Origin of the sequence: Sagittula marina, assembly GCF_014196795.1 — a bacterium.
GTDB classification, from domain to species: Bacteria; Pseudomonadota; Alphaproteobacteria; order Rhodobacterales; family Rhodobacteraceae; genus Sagittula; species Sagittula marina.
Map to the genome: position 1 here is coordinate 94,189 of NZ_JACIEJ010000011.1, position 24,259 is coordinate 118,447.

Below are 24,259 nucleotides of genomic sequence, written 5' to 3' on the forward strand. Positions count from 1 at the left end.
CCGGCCCGGGGGCATCTCCGGGCCGGACCTGACCTGAAAGGACCCGCCGTGCCGCGCCCCTCGAAGAAGACCATCATCTCCTGCGCCGTGACTGGCTCCATCCACACGCCGTCCATGTCGCCTCACTTGCCGGTCACCGCCGATCAGATCGCCGAAAGCGCGATTGGCGCAGCAGAGGCTGGGGCCGCCGTTTTGCATCTGCACGCCCGCAGGCCCGAGACCGGCGCACCCAGTCAGGACCCCGCCCATTACGCTGCCTTCCTGCCGCGCATCCGCGAGGAGACCGACGCCATCGTCAACATCACCACCGGCGGTGGCCTCGGCATGTCGATGGAGGCGCGCATCGCCCCGGCGCTTCAGGCCGCGCCAGAGCTGGCCTCGCTCAACATGGGGTCGTTCAACTTCAACATCTCCGCCGCGGAAAAGGGCTGTCACGATCCGCAACCGTGGGAGGTCGATTACCTGCGCAGCACCCGCGACCTGATCATGTCGAACACCTTCACCCAGATCGAAGCGGTGCTGACCGAGCTGAACGCGCTGGGCACCCGTTTCGAGTACGAGTGCTACGACACCGGCCATCTTTACAACCTCGCGCATTTCGCGGACCGGGGGTTGGTGAAGCCGCCGTTTTTCGTTCAGGCGATTTTCGGGGTGACGGGCGCGCAAGGCACAGACCCGGAGAACCTCATGCATATGCGCGCCACCGCTGACCGGCTGTTTGGTGACGATTACCTGTTGTCGGTGCTGGGGGCAGGGCGGTCGCAGTTCCCGCTGGTCACCATGGGTGCGATCCTTGGCGGGCACGTGCGCGTCGGGCTTGAGGACAACCTTTACATTGCCAGGGGGCAGTTGGCCGAAAGCAACGCACAAATGGTCGCCAAGGTGCGCCGTATCCTCGAAGAGCTTGGCCACGAGATTGCCACGCCGGACGAGGCGCGCGAGATGCTCGGGACCAAGGGCGCGAAAGAGGTGGCTTTTTGATGACGCAGGACAAAATGGAATTTCGTGCACGCCTCAGGCACCCAAAGGCGCTGCTCGGCACCTTCCTCAAGATCCCGTCGACCCAGCCCGCCGAGATCCTCGGGGCGCTGGGCTTCGACTTCGTGGTGATCGACGAGGAACACGCCCCCCTGAACCCCGAGACAACGGATGCCATTCTGCTGGCCTGTCGGGCGCATGCCATGGCCGGGCTGGTGCGGGTGCGTCAGCCCGCCGATATCCTGCGGGTGCTGGACTGTGGTGCGGATGGCGTGCTTGTGCCGCATGTCACCTCTGCCGACGTTGCGCACGAGATCGTCTCTCTGGCGCGCTACAGCGGTGTGCGTGGTCTGTCGCCCACGACACGCGCTGGGCAGTTTGGCGCGACGAGCGTTGCCGAACACATGGCCACGCAGGATGCCCGCAGCGCCGTCATCGCTATGATCGAAGACGCGGAGGCCGTCGACAACATCGAAGATATCGTTTTCACCGAAGGGCTTGATGCGATTTTCGTTGGTCGCGCGGACCTCGCTGCCAGCATGGGCGCGGCGGCCCGGGAGGGAGGGCTTGATCACGCGGTGGATGTTATCCTGAAAGCAGCGCGCGATGCTGGTCTGCCCGCCTTGATCATGGCCTCTGATCCCGCCGAAGCAGAGCATTTTCGCGCGCGGGGCGCCACCGGGTTTCTCACCATGTCCGATCAGGGGTTTCTGCGCGCACATGCCGCCCGGATCCGGGCCAGCTTTTCGCCTTGATCCCGAAATCCGCCTTCGCAAGCTTCCCGATAAACATGGCGTGTCTGAAAACACTATGCATCCGGTGGGCGCGGTTTCCTGCGCTGCCTGTCCTGTTGAGACAGGCAGAGGCGACCCTGTGCTTTCCTGCGCCCTTCGCGGGTTCGACACAGTCCCGACGTCTCGAACACCTTTGAAAGCCGCTGTTGGTCCGCAGTGGTAACAGACCTTTGGGAATTTTGTGCACCCACGCCAGCATGGTGGCGCGGCCATGATTTGATATTACAGGTTCCCGAGCCGAAGAGGTTTGCCACAAGCGCCCGGCATGGCTGCCTCCGTGTACGTGCGACATGGCTTTGCGGCAAACGAACGATTTCGTCGAGAGTCTGCTGCCTCTGCTCTGTCTGAACTGGCAGGTGCCGGACTTCAGCACGCTGTCCCGTCGTCAAAAGACCCTCGCGGTGCCTGTTCCGTATCGCAGCTCCAAGAGGCCACTGCACGTTCTGATCCCTATCGGGACCGCGCAGCGGAGGGCCCCGGGACCAAGGTTGAGGCCGACGGCGAGTAGCACGCCCGCAAGCATGACGGCGGCAAGCGGCAAGCCCGGTCCAAGATCCATCTCGCGATCAACGATCAAACACTTGAAGTCCGAGCCGTTCATTTCCCTACGCGCGATTTGCATTCTAAATCTACCGGGAGGGGCATCACCGGGAACCCTATCACCGACGGTGGGTTACGCAGTGCATTCGGTCCCGGCGCGTCGCGCACGTCTTGGCCGAACTGCGTGGCCAGATCGGCCAGATCAGATCCCGCCGGATGACCAGATCGGCAGCGTCACCACGCCCTCGTGGAAGGGTGCTTCGCACTCTCCTGTCGGGCAGTTGACGGCGCCTGCGATACGCGCCACCGCCACGATATCAACCACGTGCCGGCAGTGCATAGTTACTTGCACGAAAGAGGCCGTTCGCGGTGCGCATGCCGGCATCCTCCCGTCTCGCAGGAACGCCAAGGCCCGGACGCAGCAGGCGCAGACGCGCGCAAACAGACCTCTGTTGTGCCATCTGGCGAAACTGGCGCGGATACCGTTGCCGAAGCCGCGTCGCGACGAACCCTCTCAAGGGTTGAAGACACATCACTGGTGGACAATGCATGGCATGAAACGTCGACCGCCAGGTCGCGGAACGCCACGTCCGCATCGCCGTCATGACTGGCTGTACCGCGATCGGCCTTCCCGTCACCGCGCCAGTAGGAAAATTCCGTCCGGGAAAAAGGTAGCACAGCCATCAGCCGATTTGTGCACCAGAGCCGATCTTTGTCTTAACCCTTTGCCGCGGCGTATCCTTCCGGTGGCTCGGTCACCCCTCGGGTCGATCATCCCTCTTTGGCCGTTCTGCGGCATTAAAATACCGAGAGCGAGAAGACGCTTAGGCGTGAATGCGCTTTGAATTTCTTCCATCTCGCGCAGCGCCGCCAACATTGTCGAGGTTCCGGCGGAAAGGCTGGGGCGCACGCGGAATGCGTTGCCACTTTCGGACGTGCGGGAACCTTGGGCATGGGATATGCGGCGGTTTTGGTAGGCCCGGAGGGACTCGAACCCCCAACCAAGGCGTTATGAGCGCCCTGCTCTAACCAGTTGAGCTACAGGCCCACCGTGCCGCTTTGACTAAGTCGCTGCGGCGGCGACGTCAAGATCGGGAACGCCTTGAGCGGTCCGCGCATTGTCTTTTCATCAACAGGAGGCACAAGATGAAAGACTTTGATGAGGGCGACAAGGTCAAGTGGGACTGGGGAGACGGCGAAGGTACCGGAACCATTCAGAAAAAATACACTCGGAAAATCACGCTGAAGATCAAGGGCAGTGAGGTGACGCGCGACGCCGATGACGACAATCCCGCCTACCGGATCGAGCAGGAGGACGGGGACGAGGTGCTCAAGAAGGGCAGCGAGTTGAAGAAGGCGTGAAATTGTCAGCTGACAATTTCTGTCGCACGGTGGGGAAAGGAATTCTTTACCCGAAGATGCGCTGTGCGGAGAGGAGAAGTGCCGCACTGACGAAAACAAAGGCCGTGACGCCAGCTGTGACCCGGAGGGCGGCGTTGATCTGACCACGGCGCAGGTCACGGGCTATGTGGCTGAGAACGGCATTGTCCGTGATATGCGCCTCGGTCGGCTGCGCCGCCATGAGGGCGACCGCGTCCTGCGTGTGCTGCGAGGCGGCGGTCTGCCAATGCACAAAGCCCCATATGACATGAACGAAGGTCGGCACGAGGGTCGTGGCGCACATGATCCAGAGCGCCATGCCTTGGGACCAATCCTGCCGGGCGTCGGCCCAATAGGCGCGCCAGTCGAGCGGCAGGGTTTCGGGCGAGAGGTTGGCCCAGAGGTCAAGGCTGTAACGCAGGGTGAAGAGAAGCAGAGCGAGGCAGATGAGGCCGAAGATCAGGTCAAGGACGACGCGGGACACCAGCCACCAAGCCGAGCGGACCTGGCGGCTGGCGGCGGTCAGGAAGCCGCGCGTGACGTTGAATGAAAGGTAGTCCGCGAAAGCATTGAGGAGGGGAAGAAGGAGCCAGACAAATGGGATGAGCGCGGCTTGTTGTAGATCACCGTCAACGGCACCGAAACCGAAACCGACACCCACAACGACAACGACAACGGCAACGGCACCGGCAAAGGCAACGGCACTGAAACCGGCACCGGCACCGACAACGGCACTGAAACCGGCACCGGCAAAGGCAACTACAACGGCAACGACAACGGCACTGAAACCGAAACCGGCACCGACAACGACAACGGCACCGACAACGGCACCGACAACGGCAACGACAACGGCAACGGCACCTGACAGTCCAATTCCCCACCGGACCGCCTTCGAAAGAAAACCGGTCCGGTGGGGAAGCCTGTCAAGTCGTTGTTCAGCGAGCAGGCCCCAATGTTCCGACGTTTTTATCGAAAATGGCCAGAACCAAGCGAAGAATGCCATTGCCGCAAGTACCAGAGCGGCCCGAGACAATCGGCCCGTGAAGCTCTCGACGTCTCGAAAAAGCTCCAGTCCGCCCAGCGTGGTTTGACCGCTGATGATCCAACCAAGGAATGCGCCGGCGATAGGGTACAGGTATGCGAGGGTCATGCAGGTGGCAAAACTCTTGGCGCTCCAGATGCCGCCCACCCGGCGCGCCAACCAGCCCAACAGACGGCGCTGGCCGTTGCGATAGCGTTCCGAACGTGTGCAGATGTGGGCGGCGATCTCGGCGTGACGGTAGGCGGGAGAGGCGATGCGCTCTTTAAGTTCCGTTCTTCGTTCCCCGATGACTTTTGATCTGATGTTCCAAGTCAGACTCAAAATGGCAATCATCAAAGACGACAGGGCTAAGATCGGTGTGAGTGGCGCCAGCCATTCAAGAATTTCGTCCATTTTCACCCGTCACCCCACGTTCTCCTACCGCCATCATGGTAAACGGATCATTGGCGTCAACCCGGTCCCAGCCCGTTGCAGCCTGCGTGCCTTTGCGGTAAGCGCGGCGCAACATTTGCGTGACAGCGCCCTCAGCCCTGCGGAGAACACCATGAGCGACGGTAAGAACGGTCTCACTTATGCCCAGGCGGGCGTGGACATTGATGCGGGCAACGCGCTGGTGGAGCGGATCAAACCCGCCGCAAAGCGCACCAACCGCTCCGGCGTGATGTCCGGCCTTGGCGGGTTTGGCGCTCTGTTCGACCTGAAAGACGCAGGCTATAGCGATCCGATCCTTGTGGGCGCGACCGACGGCGTGGGCACCAAGCTGCGCATCGCCATCGACACCGGGCTGGTGGACGGCGTGGGCATCGACCTTGTGGCCATGTGCGTGAACGACCTCGTGTGCCAAGGCGCGGAGCCGCTGTTCTTTCTCGATTATTTCGCCACCGGCAAGCTGGACACCGACACTGCGGCGCGCGTGGTCGAAGGCATCGCAGAGGGCTGCGTGCGGTCCGGTTGTGCGCTGATCGGCGGCGAGACGGCGGAAATGCCGGGCATGTATCCGGCGGGTGACTTCGACCTTGCGGGCTTTGCCGTGGGCGCGATGGAGCGCGGCGCGGATCTGCCAAAGGGTGTGGCCGAGGGCGACATCCTGCTTGGCGTGGCATCCAACGGGGTGCACTCCAACGGCTATTCGCTGGTGCGCAAGCTGGTGGAGGTGTCGGGCCTGACCTGGGACAGCGCCTGCCCGTGGGGCGAGGGCACGCTGGGCGAGGCACTGCTGGCGCCGACCACCTTGTACGTCAAAGGCAGCCTCGCGGCGGTGAAGGCCGGGGCGGTGCACGCGCTGGCGCATATCACCGGTGGCGGTCTGACCGAAAACCTGCCGCGTGTTCTGCCCGAAGGCATGGGCGCGGATATCGACCTTGATGCCTGGGAGCTTCTGCCGATCTTCAAATGGCTGGCGGCGACTGGGAACATCGACGCGTCGGAAATGCTCAAGACGTTCAACTGCGGCATCGGCATGATCGCCGTGGTCACGCCGGAAAAGGCCGCCGAGGCCCGCGCTGCGCTGACCGAGGCCGGCCATGACGTGCATGAGATCGGCAAGATCACGGCTGGTGAGGGCGTGCGCTACACCGGCGCGCTGCTCTGAGCCGGGCAGGGGCGCTCGCGCCCCGCTGCACAGGATAAAGGACCAGCGATGACACGCGTGGCAATTTTCGTCTCGGGCGGAGGCTCGAACATGGTGAAGCTGGTCGAAAGCATGACCGGCGACCATCCGGGCCGCGCCTGCGTCGTGCTGTCGAACCAGCCTGACGCCGGAGGGTTGAAAAAAGCCGCAGATATGGGCGTGCCGACGCTGGCCGTGGATCACCGCCCCTTTGGCAAGGATCGCCAGAGTTTTGAGGACGCGCTGCAGACGGCGCTGGTGCCGTTCGAGCCGGACATGATCTGTCTGGCAGGGTTCATGCGGGTTCTGACCGCCGGATTCGTGTCGCCCTGGCAGGGGAAGATGCTGAACATTCACCCCTCTTTGTTGCCCAAATACAAAGGGTTGCACACCCATGCGCGCGCTTTGGAGGCGGGCGACGGGGAGGCGGGATGCACCGTGCACGAGGTCACGCCAGCCCTGGATGACGGCCCGATCCTGGGGCAGGCGCGGGTGACGGTTGCGCCCGATGATACGCCGGACACGCTGGCCGCGCGCGTGCTGGGCATGGAGCATCAGCTGTATCCGCTTGTGTTGAGACGCTTTATCGAGGGCAAGCGGGACACGGTTTTCCTGCCGTGACGCGTGGGCCGTTTGCCTCCGGCCACAAATGCGCTATGACGGGCTGACCGCCGCGCGACGCACATGAGAACGGAAAAACCCGCGAATGCAGACACTCTATACCACCGACGAACTCGCCCAGTTTTGCGAACGCGCCAAGGGCAAGCCTTATATCACGGTCGACACCGAGTTTCTGCGGGAACGCACGTATTATTCCAAGCTGTGCCTCGTGCAACTGGCGCTGCCGGGCGCGGATGGCGAGGCGGTTCTGCTGGACCCGCTTGTGGACGGGCTGTCGCTTGACCCTTTGATGGATCTGTTCCGCGACGAGAGCATCGTGAAGGTGTTCCACGCCGCGCGTCAGGATCTGGAGATCTTCTATATCGACAACGGGGTGATTCCGACGCCGCTGTTCGACACGCAGGTCGCGGCCATGGTCTGTGGCTTTGGCGAGCAGGTTGGCTATGAGACGCTGGTGAAGAAAATCGCCAAGCAGCAGCTCGACAAGTCCAGCCGTTTTACCGACTGGTCGCGGCGTCCGCTGACCGATGCGCAAAAGACCTACGCCCTGGCGGATGTGACCCACTTGCGCGACATTTACGAATACCTTTCCGCGAAGCTCGAAGAGACCGGGCGCGCGCGCTGGGTGAACGAGGAACTGGCGGTTCTGACGGCACCGGAAACCTATGTGACCAAGCCCGAGGATGCTTGGAAACGGGTGAAGACGCGCTCCGCCAGCCCGCGATTCCTGGCCATTGTCAGCCGTTTGGCCGCTTTCCGCGAATCCTATGCGCAAGAACGCAACATCCCGCGCAACCGCGTGTTCAAGGACGACGCGCTGGTGGAGCTGGCCTCTACAAAGCCAGCCAATGCGCAAGATCTGGGACGTTCGCGGCTGCTTTTGCGCGAGGCGCGCAAGGGCCCGATTGCGGACGGTATCCTCGCTGCGGTTCAGGAGGGGCTGAACATGCCCAAAGACCAGCTTCCCAAGGCAGACGATCTGCGGGACAAATTGCAGGTGAACCCGGCCCTGGCCGACCTGCTGCGCGTCTTGTTGAAAGCCAAGACCGAGAAATCCGGCGTAGCGTCCAAGCTGATTGCGCCCGCAAGCGATCTGGATGCCATTGCCGCCGGAATGCGCGATGTGCCCGCGTTGTCGGGGTGGCGGCGCGAAGTGTTCGGGTTGGATGCGCTTCGGCTGTGCGACGGGCAGATTGCGCTCGCCGCGAAAGGCAAGAACGTCGAGGTTATCGAGCTCTGACCGCTTCGGTCAGAGCATCTTTGACAGGCTTTGAAAGACGCGATCTGATATAGCCATAGTTTGACTTAGCCATAGTCTGACAACGGGCCCCACCGTCTGAACCGGGGCCCTTGTCCGATCATCCTGTGCGATTGTGTCAGCGGCGCGCCGTGCGTTGATTGCTGCGGCCCACGACACGGATGTCGGACACGCCGTTGAGATCGTTATCCGTCACCCAGACAGCCGCCTGCACGGACCGCGAAGCGGCTGCACCGGACCCCGCGCGATATTGCTCCGCCCGCAGGGCATATGTCAGAACGCCGCCGGTGCTTTGATCGTCGAGCTTTACCAGTCTGACGTCGTAGGGCCCCTGATATTGGGTCACACCCACGGCGCGGACAATGGCGCCGCCGGGGCGTCGTTCCACGTGCAGCTCTGTGATCTGATCCACATCGGTGCCTGCGTAAGCCTCTTTCTTGGCGCGAAAGATGCTGCGGCGTTGCGGCGGAATCAGAGAGTTGGCGCCACCCGTGTCGGAACGCACCGTGCTTGGCTGGGAGGTGCTGCTGCCAAACCAGTTTATCGGATTGACCCGCGACTCGCGAATTGTGCCGCAGCTGGTCAAGACCAGAGTCGAAAGAACGAGAACGGAAATCGGTTTAAGCATTGTACGACCCTTGCCTGATTGGCACCGGATTACCGTAAACAGCGGGAGTTGAAAAGCCTGTAGGGCTGGACCTTTGGCCATTGCGCCCCTACCTCTGCCGCAACAAGGAGGCGTTTATGGCACAGGCGGTATTCGAAGAGGTGGTGGAAGATTTCGAGTTCCTCGAGGACTGGGAAGACCGCTACCGCATGGTGATCGAAATGGGCAAGGACATGCCCGAGATGGACGAGGCGCTGAAAGTGCCCGCCACCAAGGTCGAAGGCTGCGCCAGTCAGGTCTGGCTGCACATCGCGCCGGAGGCCGGGACGTTCCACTTTCAGGGCGATTCCGATGCGATGATCGTCAAGGGTTTGATCGCGCTGCTGCATCGTCTGTACGACGGAATGCCCATGGACGAGGTTACCGGCGTGGATGCAAAAGCAGAGCTGGGGCGCCTGGGGCTGAACGATCACCTGTCGGCGCAGCGGTCCAACGGGCTTCGGGCCATGATCGACCGAATCCAGGAAACGGCCAAGGTTCTGGCGGGCTGACAAAGCCACGAAAAAAGGCCCCACCGAATGGCGGGGCCTTTTGTCTAGGTCTGAAGGTCAGCGCACCACGTACACGATGCGGCGATCTTCTGGGTTCACCAGAACCGGCGCGTCGTTGATGTAGGCGTAGGAATACTCGGACTCAGGCACGGTGTAGATTTCCACTTCCTGCGGCAGGCCTGCGCCGACGACCGCCTCACCGTTCAGGTAGACAGGCTCAACCGGGTTCTGGGTGACGTAGGTCACGGTCTCATCTGCGGGGGCAGCGGCACCACCGGCGGCACCGAGAATCGCGCCTGCTGCGACGGCAGCGGGCCCACCGACGAGCAGCGCGGCTGCGCCAGCGCCGATCGCAGCACCGGCCGTCGCGTCAGCTGCGTTGTTGTCCACTTCGATCGTCTCAATCTCCATGGTGCCGGTGTTCTGATAGATCACGGTCGGCTCGGGCATGGTGGTGTTGATCAGATAGGGGCTGTAGGCCCAACCCTCTGTGCCGTCAAAGCTGACCTTACACCAATCGGTGCTGGTGCAGCCGGCGATATCGACGGTGGCGTCCTGCGGCATCACGGCGACAACTTCTGCCTGCGGGCCGGGAGCGGCGCGGAGGTTCAGTTCCGTGGTGGTGGCGGCGGTCACAGCGGCCATGAGCGGCATGGCGGAAACTGCGGTCAGGGCGGTGGCGAGGGTCAAGTTCTTGTACATCAGCTGTCCTTTCTAGACTGTCTTGGCGAGCGGTGTTTTCAGCCGCTGCCGATACAGACCAAACCAGACAGGCCGCCAAGTCGTTCCATGCAAAGGGAAAATGGCCCGCAAACCTTTGCGGAATTCCGCCTTTGCCACGGCGGAATGCGCAACAAAGCGCGCGTTCCACAGGCTCACGCTAGGTCAGGTGCGAAAGTGCTTTGAAAGCTTCAGTCCCTGGCCCTGGTAGTTCGAAGCGATGCCCTGGCCGTAAAGTTGTTCGGGGATCTCTGACATGTGTTCGTAGACCAGACGTCCGACGGTTTGACCATGCTCCAACACGAAGGGGGCCTCATGACAGCGGACCTCCAGCACACCGCGCGCACCTGCGCCGCCTGCTTCGGCATGGCCGAAACCGGGATCGAAAAAACCGGCGTAATGCACGCGGAACTCACCGACCATCGCGAGATAGGGGGCCATCTCTGCGGCGAAGCCGGGGGGGATGTGCACGGCCTCGCGGCTGACGAGGATGTAGAACGCACCGGGGTCGAGGATCAGCTGCTTCTTGTCGGTCCGCAGGCGTTCCCAGAATTCCAGCGGGTCGTACTGCCCGATGCGGTCGAGGTCGATAACGCCGGTGTGTGGCTTTGCCCGGTAGCCGACGATGCCGGCGTCACCCGGTTCCAGATCGACGGAAAAGCCCAGGCCGTTGTCGATCACCGCCTTGCCGCCGTTCACCAGTTGCACGCGGTCGTGCAGATCGTGCAGTTGTGCGTCGCTCAGCACGGCCTGACCGCGCCGAAATCGGATCTGGTTCAGCCGCATGCCGGGGCGCACAAGCACGGAGAAGCTGCGTGGGCAGATCTCGGCATAGAGCGGCCCTGCGTAGCCTTGCGGGATCCTGTCGAACTCCACGCCGCCATCGGTGATGACACGGGTCAGCAGATCGAGCCGCCCGGTGGAGCTTTTGGCATTGGCGATGGCGGTGATGTCGCCGGGCAGCGTCAGCTGTTCCATCAAGGGCACGAGGTAGACGCAGCCCTTTTCCAGCACGGCGCCCTGGGACAGATCGACCCGATGCATTTCGAATTCCGCGATGCGGGATTTCACCGTGCGGCCCTGACCGGCGAGGAACGACGCGCGCACGCGATAGGCGGTGGTCCCCAGACGCAGGTCCAGACTGGCAGGTTGCACCTGCCCATCGGCGAAAGGGGTGTCGCTGTGCAGGGCACCGCTGGAGATCAGGGTTTCGATCTGCTGGCTGGCCAATACGCCGGTCATGGGCTGTCCTCCGTTTGCGCCGTGATACCAATGACAAGCGGGAAGGAAAGGGGATTTTGACGGGCTGGAGGCCAGAAACGCGCAACCCCGGCACGAGGCCGGGGTTGCGTGGGTCCGAAGACCGTATTGGGGTAGTTTTGGTCGGGCTAGCAGGACTCGAACCTGCGACCTTCCGTCCCCCAGACGGACGCGCTACCAGACTGCGCCATAGCCCGACTTGTCCGGCGTATTTACCCGATTATCCGGCGCGCGCAACCCATTAATCGACAAAAAATCGCGGGGGCGTGACGGGGCGTCAGGGCCTAAAGACTGTCGGTGTCGCGGCGGTCCGCGCGGGCCTTCAATTTGGGGAGATGTGCGGCGATGGCTTCCGCCTGCGCCGGTGTAAGAGAGGTGATCCGGGCTGCGTAGGCAAGCAAACCGGGGAAGACGGATTCGGGGCCTTCTTCCTCTGATCGGGAGAAATCAGGCAGGTGCAGGCTTTGTGATGCGGTGGCCCGAGCAGGCTCCGGCTGGACCGGGGCCGCAGCATCAAGGGTTTCGAATGGCTCCTGCTCCGACGCGTCATCGAGGTCGACTGGCGCCGGTGCGTCCGCAAGCCGTGGCGCAGGTTCGGGGTCTTCCACATGCGGCGGCTCGGACTCGGGTGCGTCGGCAAGCAGTGGTTCAGGCTCGGGCGTGTCGTCGTGCAGGGTCTCGACCGGGTCAGGTTCCGAAACTGGATCGCTGTCATGGACCACCACGTCTTCGATCTCTGGCGTGTCACCGGTATCCTGTGCGAGAATTTCCGGAAGAGGCGCAAGAATCGTCTCGTCGGGATCGTCGGCCAGCGCGCCGAGCGGCTCGACCGTTTCCGGATGCGATTCGCCGTCGTCCCAGTCTGTCATATCGTCGAGAACGGCGTCGTCGTCGCTGGCGGCGGCTTCCGGCATGTCGAAAGCAAAGATCGTTTGGTCAGTGTCAGCCATCGCTTCTTTATCCTCATCGACGGGCGCAGGGGCGACATCCGCGTCGAACGCTTTGGGCGACGGATCAGACATGTCCGGCGCGATGGGCTGAACATCTGCGTCTGCTGCGACCTCGGGCTGCGCGCTGTGCTGATCATCTGGGGCGGTGTCATCCTCCGCCACCTCGGCATCATCCGGGGACAGATCGGTATCGTTCTGCGGCGCCACGTCGGGTTCGCGGCGGAAGGCAACCACGGAATCACGCGGGTCTTCTACGGCCTCGATGAAGGGCGCGTCGGCGATCTCTTCCTCGGGGTCGACGGGGGAGGACAGGGACGCGACGTGGCGCACACCCTGTTCGCGCAAGACTTTTTGGACGCCCTTGATGGTCATCCCGTCGTCGTGAAGCAACTTCTTGATTCCGCCCAGCAATTCCATGTCGCCCGGGCGGTAGTACCGCCGTCCACCGGCGCGTTTGACCGGCTTCACCTGCGTGAACTTACTCTCCCAGAATCGCAGGACATGCGCCGGGGTCTCAAGCCATTCGGACACTTCCGAAATGGTGCGAAACGCGTCAGGTGATTTGGGCATCGGTCAGGCAGCTCAGGCTTTGTTGCCGTCGGCCACACGGTCCTTCATCAGGTGCGATGGCCGGAAGGTCAGCACACGACGAGGTTGAATTGGAACCTCTTGGCCGGTCTTGGGATTGCGGCCGACGCGGGCCGCCTTGTCCCGGACAGAGAACGTTCCGAACGAAGATATCTTGACCTGCTCGCCTTCGACGAGGGCGTCAGACATATGCGTCAGCACCGCTTCGACCAGTTCCGCACTCTCGTTGCGCGACAGACCGACTTCGCGGAAAACCGCCTCGCTCAGGTCCATACGCGTCAGGGTTTTGTCGCCCATAAGTCATTCCCTCCCAGCAGCTTGGTCGCAGCTTATGCCCGCGTCAAATCACAAGTCAATATCAATGGCTTGGATGATGCACATTAAGAATAAGTTAAGCTTTGCAGTGCAAGCTTATCGGGCCAGAGCGGAGCCGGGCCAGCGATGAAGACGGATCACCAACGCAGAAGAACGGAGCCCCAGGCCAAGCCACCGCCGATGGCCTCGGTCACGACGACATCGCCGGGTTTGATCTGCCCACGCGCCTTGCCCACCGACAAGGCGAGCGGAATCGACGCGGCAGAGGTGTTTCCGTGATCCTGAACCGTGGTCACCACGCGGTCCATCGGCAGGCCGAGCTTTTTAGCGGTGCCGGCGATGATACGGATGTTGGCTTGATGCGGCACGACCCAGTCGATCTGGTCAGAGGTGATTCCGGCCTTTTCCATCGACTTGGTGGCTGTGGAGGCGAGCTTTTCCACGGCGTGGCGGAAGACTTCCTTCCCCTCCATGCGCAGAAAACCGGTGTCTCCGGTCGAGGTGCCGCCATCTACGTAAAGGATATCGCGGAAGCGACCATCGGAATTCAAATCGCACGAAAGGATCCCTCGGTCATCAACGGTGCCGTCGCCGTCGCGTGCCTCAAGGATCAGGGCGCCAGCGCCATCACCGAACAGCACGCATGTGCCGCGGTCGGTCCAGTCCATGATCCGGCTGAAGGTTTCGGCCCCGATGACAAGCACACGCTTTGCCTGACCCGACAGGATCAGCGCGTTGGCATTGCTGAGCGCGTAGACGAATCCCGCGCAGACCGCTTGAACATCAAAGGCGAAACCGCGCGTCATGCCCAGTTCCGCCTGAACCATGGTGGCCGCAGACGGGAAGGTCAGATCGGCGGTCGAGGTCGCCAGCACGATCGCGTCCAGATCGTCAGGCTCTATCCCCGCATCCGCGAGGGCGGCGCGGGCGGCCCGGGTGGCAAGGTCAGAGGTCATCTGCCCGGGCGCCGCAAAGTGGCGCCGTTCAATGCCGGAGCGCGCCCTGATCCACTCGTCTGACGTTTCAAGCACGATGGGGTGGTCGGTCATCCCTTCGAGGCCGGTGGTGAATTCGCTGTTCTCCACAACACGGTCGGGGAGATAGTGGCCCACTCCGATAACGGTGGCACGTGTGGTCATTTTATTTCGCGTCCTTCTTCCCGGCCGCATCCTGCGGTGACGGGGCGTCAGTGGCAACAGCTGACGCGTCGGATTCTTCCAGCCTAGCCGCGACCCGCGCGGCAAGGCGCTCACTGAAGCCCGAGCGGGCCAGTTGAAATGCCAGTTTCACCGCCGCCGAGACACCGGTTTCATCCGCAGATCCATGCGATTTGACCACGGTGCCGTTCAGCCCGAGGAACACACCGCCGTTCACGCGACGGGGATCTATGCGCTTTTTCAGGCGAGTCAGGGACGACAGCGCCAAGAGAGAGGAGATGCGCGACAGCGGTGAATAGGCAAAAGCCTCTTTGAGCAGGTCGCCGATCAGCGAGGCTGTGCCTTCGCCGGTCTTCAGGGCAACGTTGCCGGTAAACCCGTCCGTAACGATCACATCGCAGCGCTTGCCGGGGATGTCGCCGCCTTCGACAAAGCCAACGAAGTCATAGCCATCGGCATCGGCCTGCGCCTTCATCAGGTCATGCGCTTCTTTCAGCTCGGCGCCGCCTTTTTGTTCTTCGGTGCCGACATTCAGCAGACCGACGCGCGGTCGTTCCAGTTCCAGACCGTTGCGCGCGTAGCTGGAGCCCATGAGGGCGTATTGCAGCAGGTCGCGGGCGTTGGCCTTGATGTCCGCACCCACGTCCAGCATCACGTTGAAGCCCTGCGGATTGCGGGAGGGCCAAAGGATCGCGATGGCGGGGCGGTCGACACCGGGCAGTTTGCGCAGCCGGATCATGGAGAGCGCCATGAGCGCACCCGTGTTGCCGCAGGAGACCGCAACCGTCGCCTCCTTGTCGCGCACCGATTCGAGCGCCGACCACATGGAGGTGCCCTTGCCGTTGCGCATGACCTGGCTGGGTTTGTCCGCCATGGAGACGACGCCAGTGGCATCGCGAAGCGTCACGCGCCCGGCGAGTTCCTTGCGCTTCGCCACCAGCGGTTCCAGCTCGGCCTTGGGGCCGTGCAGGATAAAGGCGATCTCGGGGTTCTTGCGGGCGGAATCGGCAATGCCGGCGACAACAGTCGCCGGCCCACGGTCTCCGCCCATGGCGTCGACCGAAATTACCACGTGTTGTACAGTGCCCATAGGCTGTCGATCCTGTTCGGAAGTCATGCCGCGGGGCCCCGCACTTCAGCGATTATGCTGCGTCTTCGTCCAGATCGACGTCATTCGCCTGTGCGATGACTTCGCGCTCTGCGTAATGGCCGCAAGACGGGCAGACGTGGTGCGGGCGCTTCAGCTCACCGCAGTTGTCGCACTCGTTCGGGTTTGCAGCCGTGAGGGAGTCATGGGCGCGGCGATTGTTGCGGCGCGACTTCGAAACCTTGTTCTGTTGGACAGCCATGTCTCAACCTTTCTCGAATTGCAGGGTCGAAGCCTGCCTGTGTCTCTTTATGATCTGGTCCCGACGGTGGCGGTGCAAAGCACCTGTTCCGACCCGGTCGGCCAGTCATGTTCATGAGCGCGCGAAAATACGCATGATGCGAGGAATCGCAAGTGGTTTCTCAGCTCTCAGTGTCGCCCTTGTCCATTTTTTCCTTGAGCGCTGCAAGCCCTGCAAATGGTTTGACGTCTTCATCTGTCATGGGGGCCACACCGTCTTCGGCAAACTGAGCGGATTCCAGCCCGACGCCGTCCTTGCGCGGGTAGGGCGGCAGCGACAGGGTCAGCTCTTCGGCCATCAGCGCTTCGAGGTCGATCACCTCGCCCAGAGGTTCAAGGCTGTCATCCTCGGGCATCTCGATTTCGGTCCCGGCATCGGGGGATTCGAAACGGTGACCGGGCATGTAGCGCCGCTCCACATCCACATCGAGGCGCGTGCTGACCGGGTCCAGCGTTACAATGCAGGCCTGCACCACGGTGGCGCCCAGTTTTCCCTTCAGCTCCCAGCTGTCGCGACCGCGCGGGGAGACTGTCCCGGTAAAGCGCAGTTTGCGAATGCCTTCGATGCCAAGCGCGCGGGCCAGATCGTCGCGTGCGGAGGCTTTGGGTTCCAGAGAGAAGGGCGTTTCGCCGGTCTGGCGCAGCGAGGCCACGCGCAGGCGGGCTTGCGGGGCGGAAGAGGACGGCTCGGAGGCTGACATGTGGGGAAGGGTTTCCTGTTCTTGCTTGCGGCGATAAAGTTCAGTAATCGAGATACGAGCCAAGGCACGTCAAGACAAGAGGGGCCGGAGAATGATCGGCATGAAGACCACGCTGAAATACACCCTCGTCGCTGTTGCGTGCGTCGGGCTGGCCGGGTGCGAGACCAGCTATCGCAACCACGGATACGTTCCGCCGGAAGAAGACCTGCAACAGATCGTGCCGGGAATCGACACCCGTGCGACGGTGGAGGATGTGATCGGCGTGCCCAATGCGTCGGGCGTGCTGAACAATTCCGGCTACTATTATATACAGTCCGAGGTGAAGCATTTCGCCTGGCAGAAGCCGACGGTGACGGATCGCCAGATTGTCGCGATCACCTTTGATCCGGCGGGCGTGGTGGAGAACATCGAATCCTACGGGTTGGACGACGGCAAGGTCGTGCCATTGTCGCGCCGCGTGACGCGCACCTCGGACGGCGACATTTCCTTTATTCGCAAGCTGTTCGGCAACATCGGTGGTCTGAACGTCGGCCAGTTGCTGGGCGAGTAAGTCATGACCGGAGCGGGCTGCGTTCCGGGCACCATCGGATTTTCCGGGACAGAGCAGGCCGCTTTGCCATTGGTGCGTGGCCGGTATCGGGCGCGCTATGCGGTGAGTGCCGAAGATATGGCCGCGGCGCTGGAATTGCGCGCGCGTGCCTTTGGCCGGGACGTGGACGCCGAGCCCTTTGACGCCCTGTGCACGCATGTGCTGGTTGAGGACCTGACGCTGGAGTGTGTCGTCTGCTGCTGCCGGCTGTTGCCTTTGGCAAGCGGCGCGGACATCGGACGCTCTTATGCGGCGCAGGTCTATGATCTGTCGTTGGTCGCGCAAATGGACGGGCCGATGCTGGAACTGGGGCGGTTTTGCCTGCATCCCGATCATCGGGACCCGGATATCCTGCGGCTTGCCTGGGCGGCGATGACAACCCTGGTGGATGCGGGCGGCGTGGCGTTGTTGTTTGGCTGTGCCTCTTTTGCGGGAACCGATCCGGGCCGCTATGCGGCGGCGTTTGACCGCCTGAGGGAGAGACATCTTGCGCCTGCGGACCGCGCGCCACGGCCGAAGGCGGCAGAGGTCCACCGCTTTGACGCCCTGTCCGCGAAGGACCCCGGCGCGGCCCTGCGCCAGATGCCGCCTTTGCTGCGCACCTATTTGACGATGGGCGGCTGGGTGAGCGATCACGCAGTTGTGGATCACGAGATGAACACCCTGCATGTCTTTGTCGGCGTTGAGATTTCTTCGATCCCCGAGGCCCGCAAACGGCTGCTGCGGGCTGTGGTGGGCTGATCACCGCTCTGATGTGGATGCGCATGGTGCTTGACCTTGGCGGCGCGGCCCCATAGCTGGCGAGATATGGCAGCACCTCTTCTACAACTCTCCGAAATCTCGCTCACCTTTGGCGGCGATCCCGTGTTCGACAACTTGTCGATGAACGTCCAACCCGGCGACCGGATCGCGCTGGTGGGACGCAATGGCTCTGGCAAGTCGACCCTGATGAAAATCATGGCAGGGCTGGTGGAGGCCGACAAAGGCGACCACGTCGTGCCCACGGGTGTCACCGTTGGCTACATGGAACAGGACCCGGATTTGTCCGGCTTTGAAACGCTGGGCGAATTTGCCTCCAGCGGGCTGGAAGAGTCCGAGATGTACCGGGTGGAGCGCGCCTCGGAAGGGTTGAAATTCGACCCCGACCGTCCGGTGGCGACGGCGTCTGGTGGGGAACGGCGGCGCGCGGCGCTGGCCAAGCTGATGGCTGAGGCGCCTGAGCTGATGCTGCTCGACGAGCCGACCAACCACCTCGACATCGAAGCGATTCAATGGCTTGAGGATGAGCTGAAGACCACGCGCACGGCCTTTGTGCTGATCTCGCACGACCGGCGGTTCCTTGACGTGCTGACCCGCGCGACCCTTTGGGTGGATCGCGGGCAGGTGCGCCGGTCCGAGGAAGGGTTCAAGCACTTCGAGGCCTGGCGCGACAAGATCTGGGAAGAAGAAGACACCGCCCGCCACAAGCTGGATCGCAAGATCAAGGCGGAGGCGCGTTGGGCCGTCGAGGGCATCAGTGCCCGACGCAAGCGCAACCAGGGCCGGGTGCGCCGCCTGCAAGACATGAAGTCCGAGCGCGGCGGTCAGATCCGGCGGCAGGGCACGGCAGCGATGGACCTGGCGTCTGGGCCGAAATCGGGCCGCAAGGTGGTGGAGGTCGAAGGGCTGACCCACGCCTTTGGCGACAAGCCGATCGTGACCAACCTTGACCTGAAGGTGCAGCGCGGCGACCGCGTGGCCTTTGTCGGGCCGAACGGTGTGGGCAAGACCACGCTGATCCGCATCCTGATGGGGGAAATCACGCCTGATTCCGGTACGGTGAAGCTGGGCACGAACCTTGTTCCGGCGATTTTCGACCAGACGCGCGCGCAGCTTGACCCCGAAATGACGCTTTGGGATGCGCTGACCACGGACAAGGACATGCGGGTGTCCGGGCAGTCCGATCAGGTGATGGTGCGGGGCGAACCCAAGCACGTCATTGGCTACCTCAAGGAATTCCTGTTCGACGAACGGCAGGCGCGGGCGCCTGTGCGGGCGTTGTCGGGCGGCGAGAAGGCGCGTCTGCTGTTGGCGCGGATCATGGCACGGGAATCGAACCTTCTGGTGCTCGACGAACCGACAAACGATCTGGACGTCGAAACGCTCGATCTGTTGCAGGAGCTTTTGGACGACTACGATGGCACCGTGCTGCTGATCTCGCACGACCGGGACTTCCTCGACCGCGTGGCGACGACGACCGTCGCGATGGAAGGGCACGGAAGCGCCGTGGTCTATGCCGGTGGCTGGACCGACTACCAGACCCAAAAGCGCGAGGCCGAGGGCGGGTCCGCCCCGGCAAAGGGCAAGGCGTCGTCCGGGTCGAAGAAATCCGGCGGCAAGGCCGCGCCGGAGACGGCCAGTGCCTCCAAGGGGCTGTCCTTTACCGAACGGCATCGCCTGGAAACGCTGCCAGCGGAGATTGACCGCCTGAACGCGGAAATCACCAAGCTGGAAGAGTTCCTCGCCGCGCCGGATCTGTTTACCGCCGAGCCGCTGAAGTTTCAGAAGGCGACCGATGCGTTGGTGGAGCGCCACAACATGCTGTCCGATGCCGAAGAGGAATGGATGGCGTTGATGGAAAAAGACGAGGCCTGATCACTGGTCGCCGGCGCGAAGCCTCAGGAGTCGCGCCGCCAACGGCATCTCCACCACAGTGATGAGAATGCGCGTCACATGGTGCAGGCTGACCAAGGCCGGGCTGGCGGCGAGAGATAGGGCCACCAGCGACATCTCGGCCACGCCGCCGGGGGCGTAGGCGATCAGCAGGTGCAGGGCCTCGATCCCGGTCGCGGCGTGCAAGATCAGCGCAAACGTGCCGCCAATCAGCAGCATCGCTGACACAGACACCAATGACAGGGCGATCGAGCGGCGCAGCAAGGCCGCGTCGATGCCCTGGAAACGCATCCCGAGGCTGGTGCCGATCACCAATTGCGCTGTGGCGATCAGCCAAAACGGCAAGTGCAGGTCCAGCGCGCCGGTGAGTGTCGCCAGCGCTGCAAGCATAAGCGGGCCCGTCAATTGCGCGGCGGGCAGGCGCACGCGGCGGCCAATCTGCAGGCCAAGGACCGCCGTCACCGCAATCAGCGCCAAACTGCCGAGGTCGACCGGATCTTGCGGGCCGTTGCTGAGACCTGCGGAACTGCCGACCGCTTGCCCGGTCCAGAGGGACAGGCCCAACGGCAGGATCGTCACCACAAGGATGATGCGCAAGAACTGTTGAATGGTGAGCGTGCGAATGTCGGCCCCGGCGCTCTCTCCCATGAAGATCGACTCCATCAGCCCGCCGGGGGTGGCGGCGTAAAAGGCGGTGGCGCGATCAAAGCCGCCGAGCCTGCGAAAGATGGTCATGTTGGTGAAATGCGCCAATGGCACGAAGACAAACAGCGCCCCCAGGGTCAAAGGCAGATCGGGAGCGAGCGCGGCGAGGTCCGGCGTGACTTGCGTGCCAATCATCACCCCGATCAGGCCGACGAAAAAGGTGCGGAAACCCATCGGAAAGCCGTAGCCGTCCCAATGCCGTTCCGGAGCGAAGCGGGACACGAGGCCGGAGGCCACCAGCGCGCCAAGCATCCACGGCATCGGCGTGCCCACGAAGGAAGCCAGAGCGCCACCACTGCCGCCGATGGCAAGGAAAAGAGCGGTCAGAACAAAGGTGCGTGGGGCGATCTGCGGAAAGGTCATGACTTTGTGTACTGTCGCATACAAAGTACGGCAAGTCAGATTACAGCGGATATGCGGGCAGGGCGGCAAGATAGGTTTTGCGCGCTCAAACAATGCGCTAGCTCTGCCTCATGCAGACGCCACTTTTCATTGGATCGCGGATCTATCGTGGATCAGTTTACGGCAGCCAGCATCCGCTGTCCATCCAGCGGGTGCCTGCGGTGACGGATCTGTGCCGCGCGTTGGGATGGCTGAGCCCTGACGTCTATCGCACGTCGCCCCGCGCCAAACCAGCGGCCCTGACGGGGTTTCACACCGAGGACTACATCGCCGCGCTCATGCGGGCCGAGGACCAGCAAAGCGTGTCTGACGCCGTCCGCGCGCGCCACGGTTTGGGCACCCTGTCGAACCCGATTTTTCCCGAGATGTACCGAAGGCCCGCGACCGCCGTGGGCGGCGGGCTATTGGCGGCGGAGCTGGTGCGGGGTGGCGGCGTGGTGCACAATCCCGGTGGCGGCCAGCATCACGGGATGCCGGATTACGCGGCGGGATTCTGCTTTCTCAACGAGCCGGTTTTGACCATTCGGCGGCTGCTGGCGATGGGGCTGTCCCGGGTGGCCTATGTCGACATCGACGCCCATCACGGTGACGGCGTGCAATGCGCGTTCGAGGGATCGGAGGAGGTGCGCGTCATCTCTGTCCACGAGGCGCGGCGCTGGCCTTTTACCGGCGCGCTGGAGGACAGCGGTGGTGGGGCTGCGTGGAACTTGCCAGTTGCGCGAGGCTTCAACGACACGGAGTTTGCGTTTGTCCTGGACGAGATGATTTTGCCTGCGGTCGAGGCCTTTGCGCCGGATGCGGTGTTCCTGCAATGCGGCGCCGATGCCCTGGCCGAAGATCCGCTGGCACGGCTGTCCTTGTCGAACCGGAGCCACATCGACGCAGTGACGGCGCTGCGGGCGCTGTCCCCGCGCCTGATCGTCTCTGGCGGCGGCGGCTACAACCCGTGGAGCACGGCGCGGTGCTGGTCGGCGGTGTGGGGGACCTTGGCGGGGCACGAGGTGCCGGAGGTCCTGCCGACCGCCGCCCAAGACGTGCTGCGGACGCTCACTTGGCATCGCAAAGGGCAGCCTGACGAGGCGCTTTTGACCACGCTTGTGGACGCGCCGCGCAATGGTGAAATTTCACCTGATCTGCGCGCTGATGTGGCCGTGCTCAGGGCGCGGCTGGGTCTTTAGGTTTGGGGAGTGGAGCGGGTGAAGGGAATCGAACCCTCGTCATCAGCTTGGGAAGCTGCTTCTCTACCATTGAGATACACCCGCGATGCCCGGTAATTACCACTGCTGAACACGTATGGGCAAGACCAAAAGCTGCGGTTTGCAGCATTGTGCCGGCGAGAAGCTCGATTTTCTGGCCTCGTTTCCCGTGCCATTCAATTGCAACGCGTCGTTTTTCTGTGCACGTCGTCCTGGTCGTCGCGGGGCTTCTTGATCGCGCTTTTGATTAGGCGGAGGACCTTGGTCTCAGCAGCGGTGGCCTTCCCGGCTGTGTCGGTGAGATATAATCGTTCAGTTGGCACCTTCTTTGGTTCATTGCGGAGTGAGTTCGTAGGCCGTTCATTGCAAAGCGGTATCAAACGTCGCGAAAATGTTGCGGTTTATGTAGCAAATTCAATCGGTTTGCAGAGGTCTTGAACGATCCGGCACTGGCCCGCCTTTTGCTGGCGGCTGCCGTTGCAAAGGTGAACGACACCTGCCAACTCGATCCGCGAGTGAGGTAAACGCGATATCCAGATCAGCCGAGGAAACGTCGCAATCATCGCATGATATGTGGAAAATCGCCCTGGCGGTCCTTTGTCCGGGGGGACGTTAACCAAATGGTGACACGACATGTGGCTGAATGCGAACACAGAGCCATATGGGACGGCAGAGTGATGTCGCAGACAGATAATTCAGAAATTCGCGCAGCGCTTACAGCCTCGGCGTCTCAGGCGGCGCGGCAGGTTTTGCTTGGAAAGTTGGATAGATTACCCACGCGAGCGGCGCAATTGGTCCGGGCCGAGATCGCGCTGCAAGACGGCATGCCGGAGGACGCAATAGCCGCTGTGATTGAGGGATTCGGGGAGTCGCCGGAGGCCCCTGGCCCTGCGAAGATCCTGGCAGAGGCGTTTTTGGAATGTAATGATCCTGCTTCGGCGCACCGGGCTTTGGCAAAGCACTGTGACAGCCAAGGGTTTCAGATGTTGCGCGCCCAACTGTCAGTTGTTGCGGCATTGGGTGATCAGGACGCCACCGTGGCACTTGCCGTCAGAGCTTGCGAGGCGTTCGAAGACCGACCCGCCATGGTGGAGCACGCGCTGCTTTGTCTTGCTCGGGTCGACGCGTTGGATGCGATTTGGCAACTTTTCAATACCTCCGGGTTCAAGGCCGTGAAACTGGCGCTGCGTCAGTCGCTGATCGAAAGCTGCCTTCGCTGTGGGTCAGGCGCCGTCCTTGCACGATTCCTGGCCTGGTGGGAGGGGGACAGCGTCGCGAGCCTGCTTGGCGCATTGTCTTCTTTTGACGCTGACAGGCGGCATTCGGTGCTGGCGGAGGCGGCACACAACCTGCCGGTCGGGCGCGCATTGTTCTTTCTCGGACACGCCTGCGACCGGGCCGGACTGGAGGATATCGGACAAGATATTCTGAACCGGTGTCGGTCCCACCAAGCGCCGCAGGTCTGGCCGAAGCAGGCTCAATCGCTGACACCGCAACGGGAAAGCCTGTTGGCTCAAAGCTACGAAAAGGTCTTGCGTTGGCTGGATGTGGCAGAGAGGGACCGAGCTGAATGGTTGACGCGACTGGACTATGGAATGCGTCTGTCGGCGGACGTGGATTTTCTATACGCCAGCGATCCGGCGTTCCGTGCCGATTTCGATAGCCGTCGACGTGCGCCGGACCTCGGCCCGTTGAAGGCCTTGGCCGATGCAGGGCAGCGCGGGATCTTGGCGACCGCGCATACCGGGCTTGTGATGCAGATCACGACATTCTTTCAGGAAGCGGGACTGACCGATGTCACGATGATTGGCGGCCACCCCTGTCATCGCAAAATCTATCCCGGTGGGCAAATGCTGCATCCTATGCCACCGGGCGGTCACCGCGGGTATGCCGGGCCTTTGGCGCGCAAGGCCTTGGCAGAGAATGGAATTGTCGCCCTTGCCGTTGATCTGGACGTGACGCCGATGATGCGGTTGCGCCACCACGGGGTGGAGGTGTCCTTACCCACCACGGTGCCGCGGCTGGCTTTGCAGTGCGATGCGCCGCTGATCTGGGGGTGCTCCCATTTGCGCGGCGAAGAGATACATTATGACTGCACGCCGTTGCCCACGAAACACGCGACCGAGACCGATGAACGATTCTATGAGCGCGTGCTTTTGCGCTGTCTCGACCTGATGCGGGACGCCTGCCTGCGTGATCCGGCCAACGCAGGGTCGGCGGCAAAGATGCTGGCGCGGGGCGCGGACTGACCGGAACC

Annotated in this window: 23 protein-coding genes, 3 tRNA genes and 1 pseudogene; 13 read left to right on the forward strand and 14 right to left on the reverse strand. The window is 62.6% G+C overall.

Features of this window, described 5'->3' with window-relative positions:
• The first annotated feature begins 48 nt into the window (after positions 1-48).
• The 3 genes and pseudogenes from kce to GGQ68_RS19265 all read left to right on the forward strand — a co-directional run.
• Complete coding sequence (kce, locus tag GGQ68_RS19255) at positions 49-981, forward strand: 3,5-dioxohexanoate:acetyl-CoA acetone transferase (protein ID WP_183968891.1); 933 nt, start codon at positions 49-51, stop codon at positions 979-981.
• Positions 981-1,733, forward strand: a complete 753-nt coding sequence (locus GGQ68_RS19260) for an HpcH/HpaI aldolase family protein (RefSeq protein WP_183968893.1) — start codon at positions 981-983, stop codon at positions 1,731-1,733. The genes kce and GGQ68_RS19260 overlap by 1 nt, the downstream gene beginning before the upstream one ends.
• Positions 1,734-2,062: 329 nt before the next feature.
• A pseudogene (locus GGQ68_RS19265) lies at positions 2,063-2,370 on the forward strand (transposase); the annotation flags it as partial.
• Positions 2,371-3,283: 913 nt separating this feature from the next.
• On the opposite strand, the gene GGQ68_RS19270 reads toward GGQ68_RS19265, so the two are convergent.
• Positions 3,284-3,360 (reverse strand) — tRNA-Ile (locus tag GGQ68_RS19270).
• A gap of 98 nt (positions 3,361-3,458) precedes the next feature.
• On the opposite strand from GGQ68_RS19270, the gene GGQ68_RS19275 reads away from it, so the two are divergent.
• On the forward strand, positions 3,459-3,674 hold the full coding sequence (locus tag GGQ68_RS19275) for a hypervirulence associated TUDOR domain-containing protein (protein ID WP_183968895.1): 216 nt from the start codon (positions 3,459-3,461) through the stop codon (positions 3,672-3,674).
• Between the two features lie 46 nt (positions 3,675-3,720).
• Here GGQ68_RS19275 and GGQ68_RS19280 read toward each other — a convergent pair whose 3' ends face one another.
• Complete coding sequence (locus tag GGQ68_RS19280) at positions 3,721-5,127, reverse strand: hypothetical protein (RefSeq protein WP_183968897.1); 1,407 nt, start codon at positions 5,125-5,127, stop codon at positions 3,721-3,723.
• A gap of 151 nt (positions 5,128-5,278) precedes the next feature.
• On the opposite strand from GGQ68_RS19280, the gene purM reads away from it, so the two are divergent.
• The 3 genes from purM (at position 5,279) to rnd (ending at position 8,204) form a co-directional block, all read left to right on the forward strand.
• A complete protein-coding gene (purM, locus tag GGQ68_RS19285; RefSeq protein WP_183968899.1) occupies positions 5,279-6,325 on the forward strand; it encodes a phosphoribosylformylglycinamidine cyclo-ligase in 1,047 nt (348 codons plus the stop codon).
• A gap of 48 nt (positions 6,326-6,373) precedes the next feature.
• The gene (purN, locus tag GGQ68_RS19290; protein ID WP_183968901.1) at positions 6,374-6,964 is read left to right on the forward strand and encodes a phosphoribosylglycinamide formyltransferase; all 591 of its coding nucleotides are present in this window, start codon (positions 6,374-6,376) and stop codon (positions 6,962-6,964) included.
• A gap of 85 nt (positions 6,965-7,049) precedes the next feature.
• On the forward strand, positions 7,050-8,204 hold the full coding sequence (gene rnd, locus GGQ68_RS19295; RefSeq protein WP_183968903.1) for a ribonuclease D: 1,155 nt from the start codon (positions 7,050-7,052) through the stop codon (positions 8,202-8,204).
• Between the two features lie 136 nt (positions 8,205-8,340).
• Here rnd and GGQ68_RS19300 read toward each other — a convergent pair whose 3' ends face one another.
• Positions 8,341-8,850 (reverse strand): hypothetical protein, encoded by a 510-nt coding sequence (locus tag GGQ68_RS19300; RefSeq protein WP_183968905.1) that lies wholly within the window; start codon positions 8,848-8,850, stop codon positions 8,341-8,343.
• Positions 8,851-8,966: 116 nt separating this feature from the next.
• Between GGQ68_RS19300 and GGQ68_RS19305 the strand changes: the two genes are divergently transcribed.
• Complete coding sequence (locus GGQ68_RS19305) at positions 8,967-9,380, forward strand: SufE family protein (RefSeq protein WP_183968907.1); 414 nt, start codon at positions 8,967-8,969, stop codon at positions 9,378-9,380.
• A 57-nt stretch (positions 9,381-9,437) separates the two neighbouring features.
• Here the strand turns inward: GGQ68_RS19305 and GGQ68_RS19310 are convergent, their stop codons facing one another.
• The 9 genes from GGQ68_RS19310 to GGQ68_RS19350 form a co-directional block, all read right to left on the reverse strand.
• Positions 9,438-10,082: a DUF1236 domain-containing protein gene (locus GGQ68_RS19310; protein WP_183968909.1), complete on the reverse strand. Its 645-nt coding sequence runs from the start codon at positions 10,080-10,082 to the stop codon at positions 9,438-9,440.
• Between the two features lie 183 nt (positions 10,083-10,265).
• A complete protein-coding gene (locus GGQ68_RS19315) occupies positions 10,266-11,342 on the reverse strand; it encodes a 2'-deoxycytidine 5'-triphosphate deaminase (protein ID WP_183968911.1) in 1,077 nt (358 codons plus the stop codon).
• 138 nt (positions 11,343-11,480) lie between these two features.
• A tRNA-Pro gene (locus GGQ68_RS19320) sits at positions 11,481-11,557 on the reverse strand.
• An 87-nt stretch (positions 11,558-11,644) separates the two neighbouring features.
• Positions 11,645-12,880: a MerR family transcriptional regulator gene (locus GGQ68_RS24420; RefSeq protein ID WP_246429451.1), complete on the reverse strand. Its 1,236-nt coding sequence runs from the start codon at positions 12,878-12,880 to the stop codon at positions 11,645-11,647.
• A 12-nt stretch (positions 12,881-12,892) separates the two neighbouring features.
• Positions 12,893-13,195 carry an integration host factor subunit alpha gene (ihfA, locus tag GGQ68_RS19330; RefSeq protein WP_183968912.1) on the reverse strand — a complete coding sequence of 101 codons (303 nt, stop codon included), beginning with the start codon at positions 13,193-13,195 and terminating at the stop codon, positions 12,893-12,895.
• Between the two features lie 155 nt (positions 13,196-13,350).
• Positions 13,351-14,352, reverse strand: coding sequence for a beta-ketoacyl-ACP synthase III (locus tag GGQ68_RS19335; protein ID WP_183968914.1), 1,002 nt, complete (start codon positions 14,350-14,352; stop codon positions 13,351-13,353).
• A gap of 1 nt (position 14,353) precedes the next feature.
• Positions 14,354-15,487 carry a phosphate acyltransferase PlsX gene (gene plsX, locus GGQ68_RS19340; protein ID WP_183968916.1) on the reverse strand — a complete coding sequence of 378 codons (1,134 nt, stop codon included), beginning with the start codon at positions 15,485-15,487 and terminating at the stop codon, positions 14,354-14,356.
• Positions 15,488-15,512: 25 nt separating this feature from the next.
• Entirely contained in the window at positions 15,513-15,719 is a 207-nt protein-coding gene (rpmF, locus tag GGQ68_RS19345) for a 50S ribosomal protein L32 (RefSeq protein WP_183968918.1), read from the reverse strand.
• A gap of 160 nt (positions 15,720-15,879) precedes the next feature.
• Complete coding sequence (locus GGQ68_RS19350; protein WP_183968920.1) at positions 15,880-16,458, reverse strand: YceD family protein; 579 nt, start codon at positions 16,456-16,458, stop codon at positions 15,880-15,882.
• Positions 16,459-16,549: 91 nt separating this feature from the next.
• Here GGQ68_RS19350 and GGQ68_RS19355 point away from each other — a divergent pair, with 91 nt between their 5' ends.
• The 3 genes from GGQ68_RS19355 to GGQ68_RS19365 all read left to right on the forward strand — a co-directional run bounded on the left by GGQ68_RS19355 (position 16,550) and on the right by GGQ68_RS19365 (position 19,681).
• Positions 16,550-17,008, forward strand: coding sequence for an outer membrane protein assembly factor BamE (locus tag GGQ68_RS19355; RefSeq protein ID WP_183968922.1), 459 nt, complete (start codon positions 16,550-16,552; stop codon positions 17,006-17,008).
• 3 nt (positions 17,009-17,011) lie between these two features.
• The gene (locus GGQ68_RS19360) at positions 17,012-17,788 is read left to right on the forward strand and encodes a GNAT family N-acetyltransferase (protein ID WP_183968924.1); all 777 of its coding nucleotides are present in this window, start codon (positions 17,012-17,014) and stop codon (positions 17,786-17,788) included.
• A gap of 66 nt (positions 17,789-17,854) precedes the next feature.
• Entirely contained in the window at positions 17,855-19,681 is a 1,827-nt protein-coding gene (locus GGQ68_RS19365; protein WP_183968926.1) for an ABC-F family ATP-binding cassette domain-containing protein, read from the forward strand.
• On the opposite strand, the gene GGQ68_RS19370 is transcribed toward GGQ68_RS19365, so the two are convergent.
• Positions 19,682-20,767, reverse strand: a complete 1,086-nt coding sequence (locus GGQ68_RS19370; RefSeq protein ID WP_183968928.1) for an AbrB family transcriptional regulator — start codon at positions 20,765-20,767, stop codon at positions 19,682-19,684. It lies immediately after the preceding gene.
• Positions 20,768-20,877: 110 nt separating this feature from the next.
• Here GGQ68_RS19370 and GGQ68_RS19375 point away from each other — a divergent pair, with 110 nt between their 5' ends.
• Positions 20,878-21,984 carry an acetoin utilization protein AcuC gene (locus tag GGQ68_RS19375; RefSeq protein WP_183968930.1) on the forward strand — a complete coding sequence of 369 codons (1,107 nt, stop codon included), beginning with the start codon at positions 20,878-20,880 and terminating at the stop codon, positions 21,982-21,984.
• 10 nt (positions 21,985-21,994) lie between these two features.
• On the opposite strand, the gene GGQ68_RS19380 is transcribed toward GGQ68_RS19375, so the two are convergent.
• Positions 21,995-22,068: transfer RNA gene (locus GGQ68_RS19380), tRNA-Gly, on the reverse strand.
• A 611-nt stretch (positions 22,069-22,679) separates the two neighbouring features.
• Between GGQ68_RS19380 and GGQ68_RS19385 the strand changes: the two genes are divergently transcribed.
• Positions 22,680-24,251, forward strand: a complete 1,572-nt coding sequence (locus GGQ68_RS19385; protein ID WP_183968932.1) for a lysophospholipid acyltransferase family protein — start codon at positions 22,680-22,682, stop codon at positions 24,249-24,251.
• Positions 24,252-24,259: the final 8 nt, after the last annotated feature.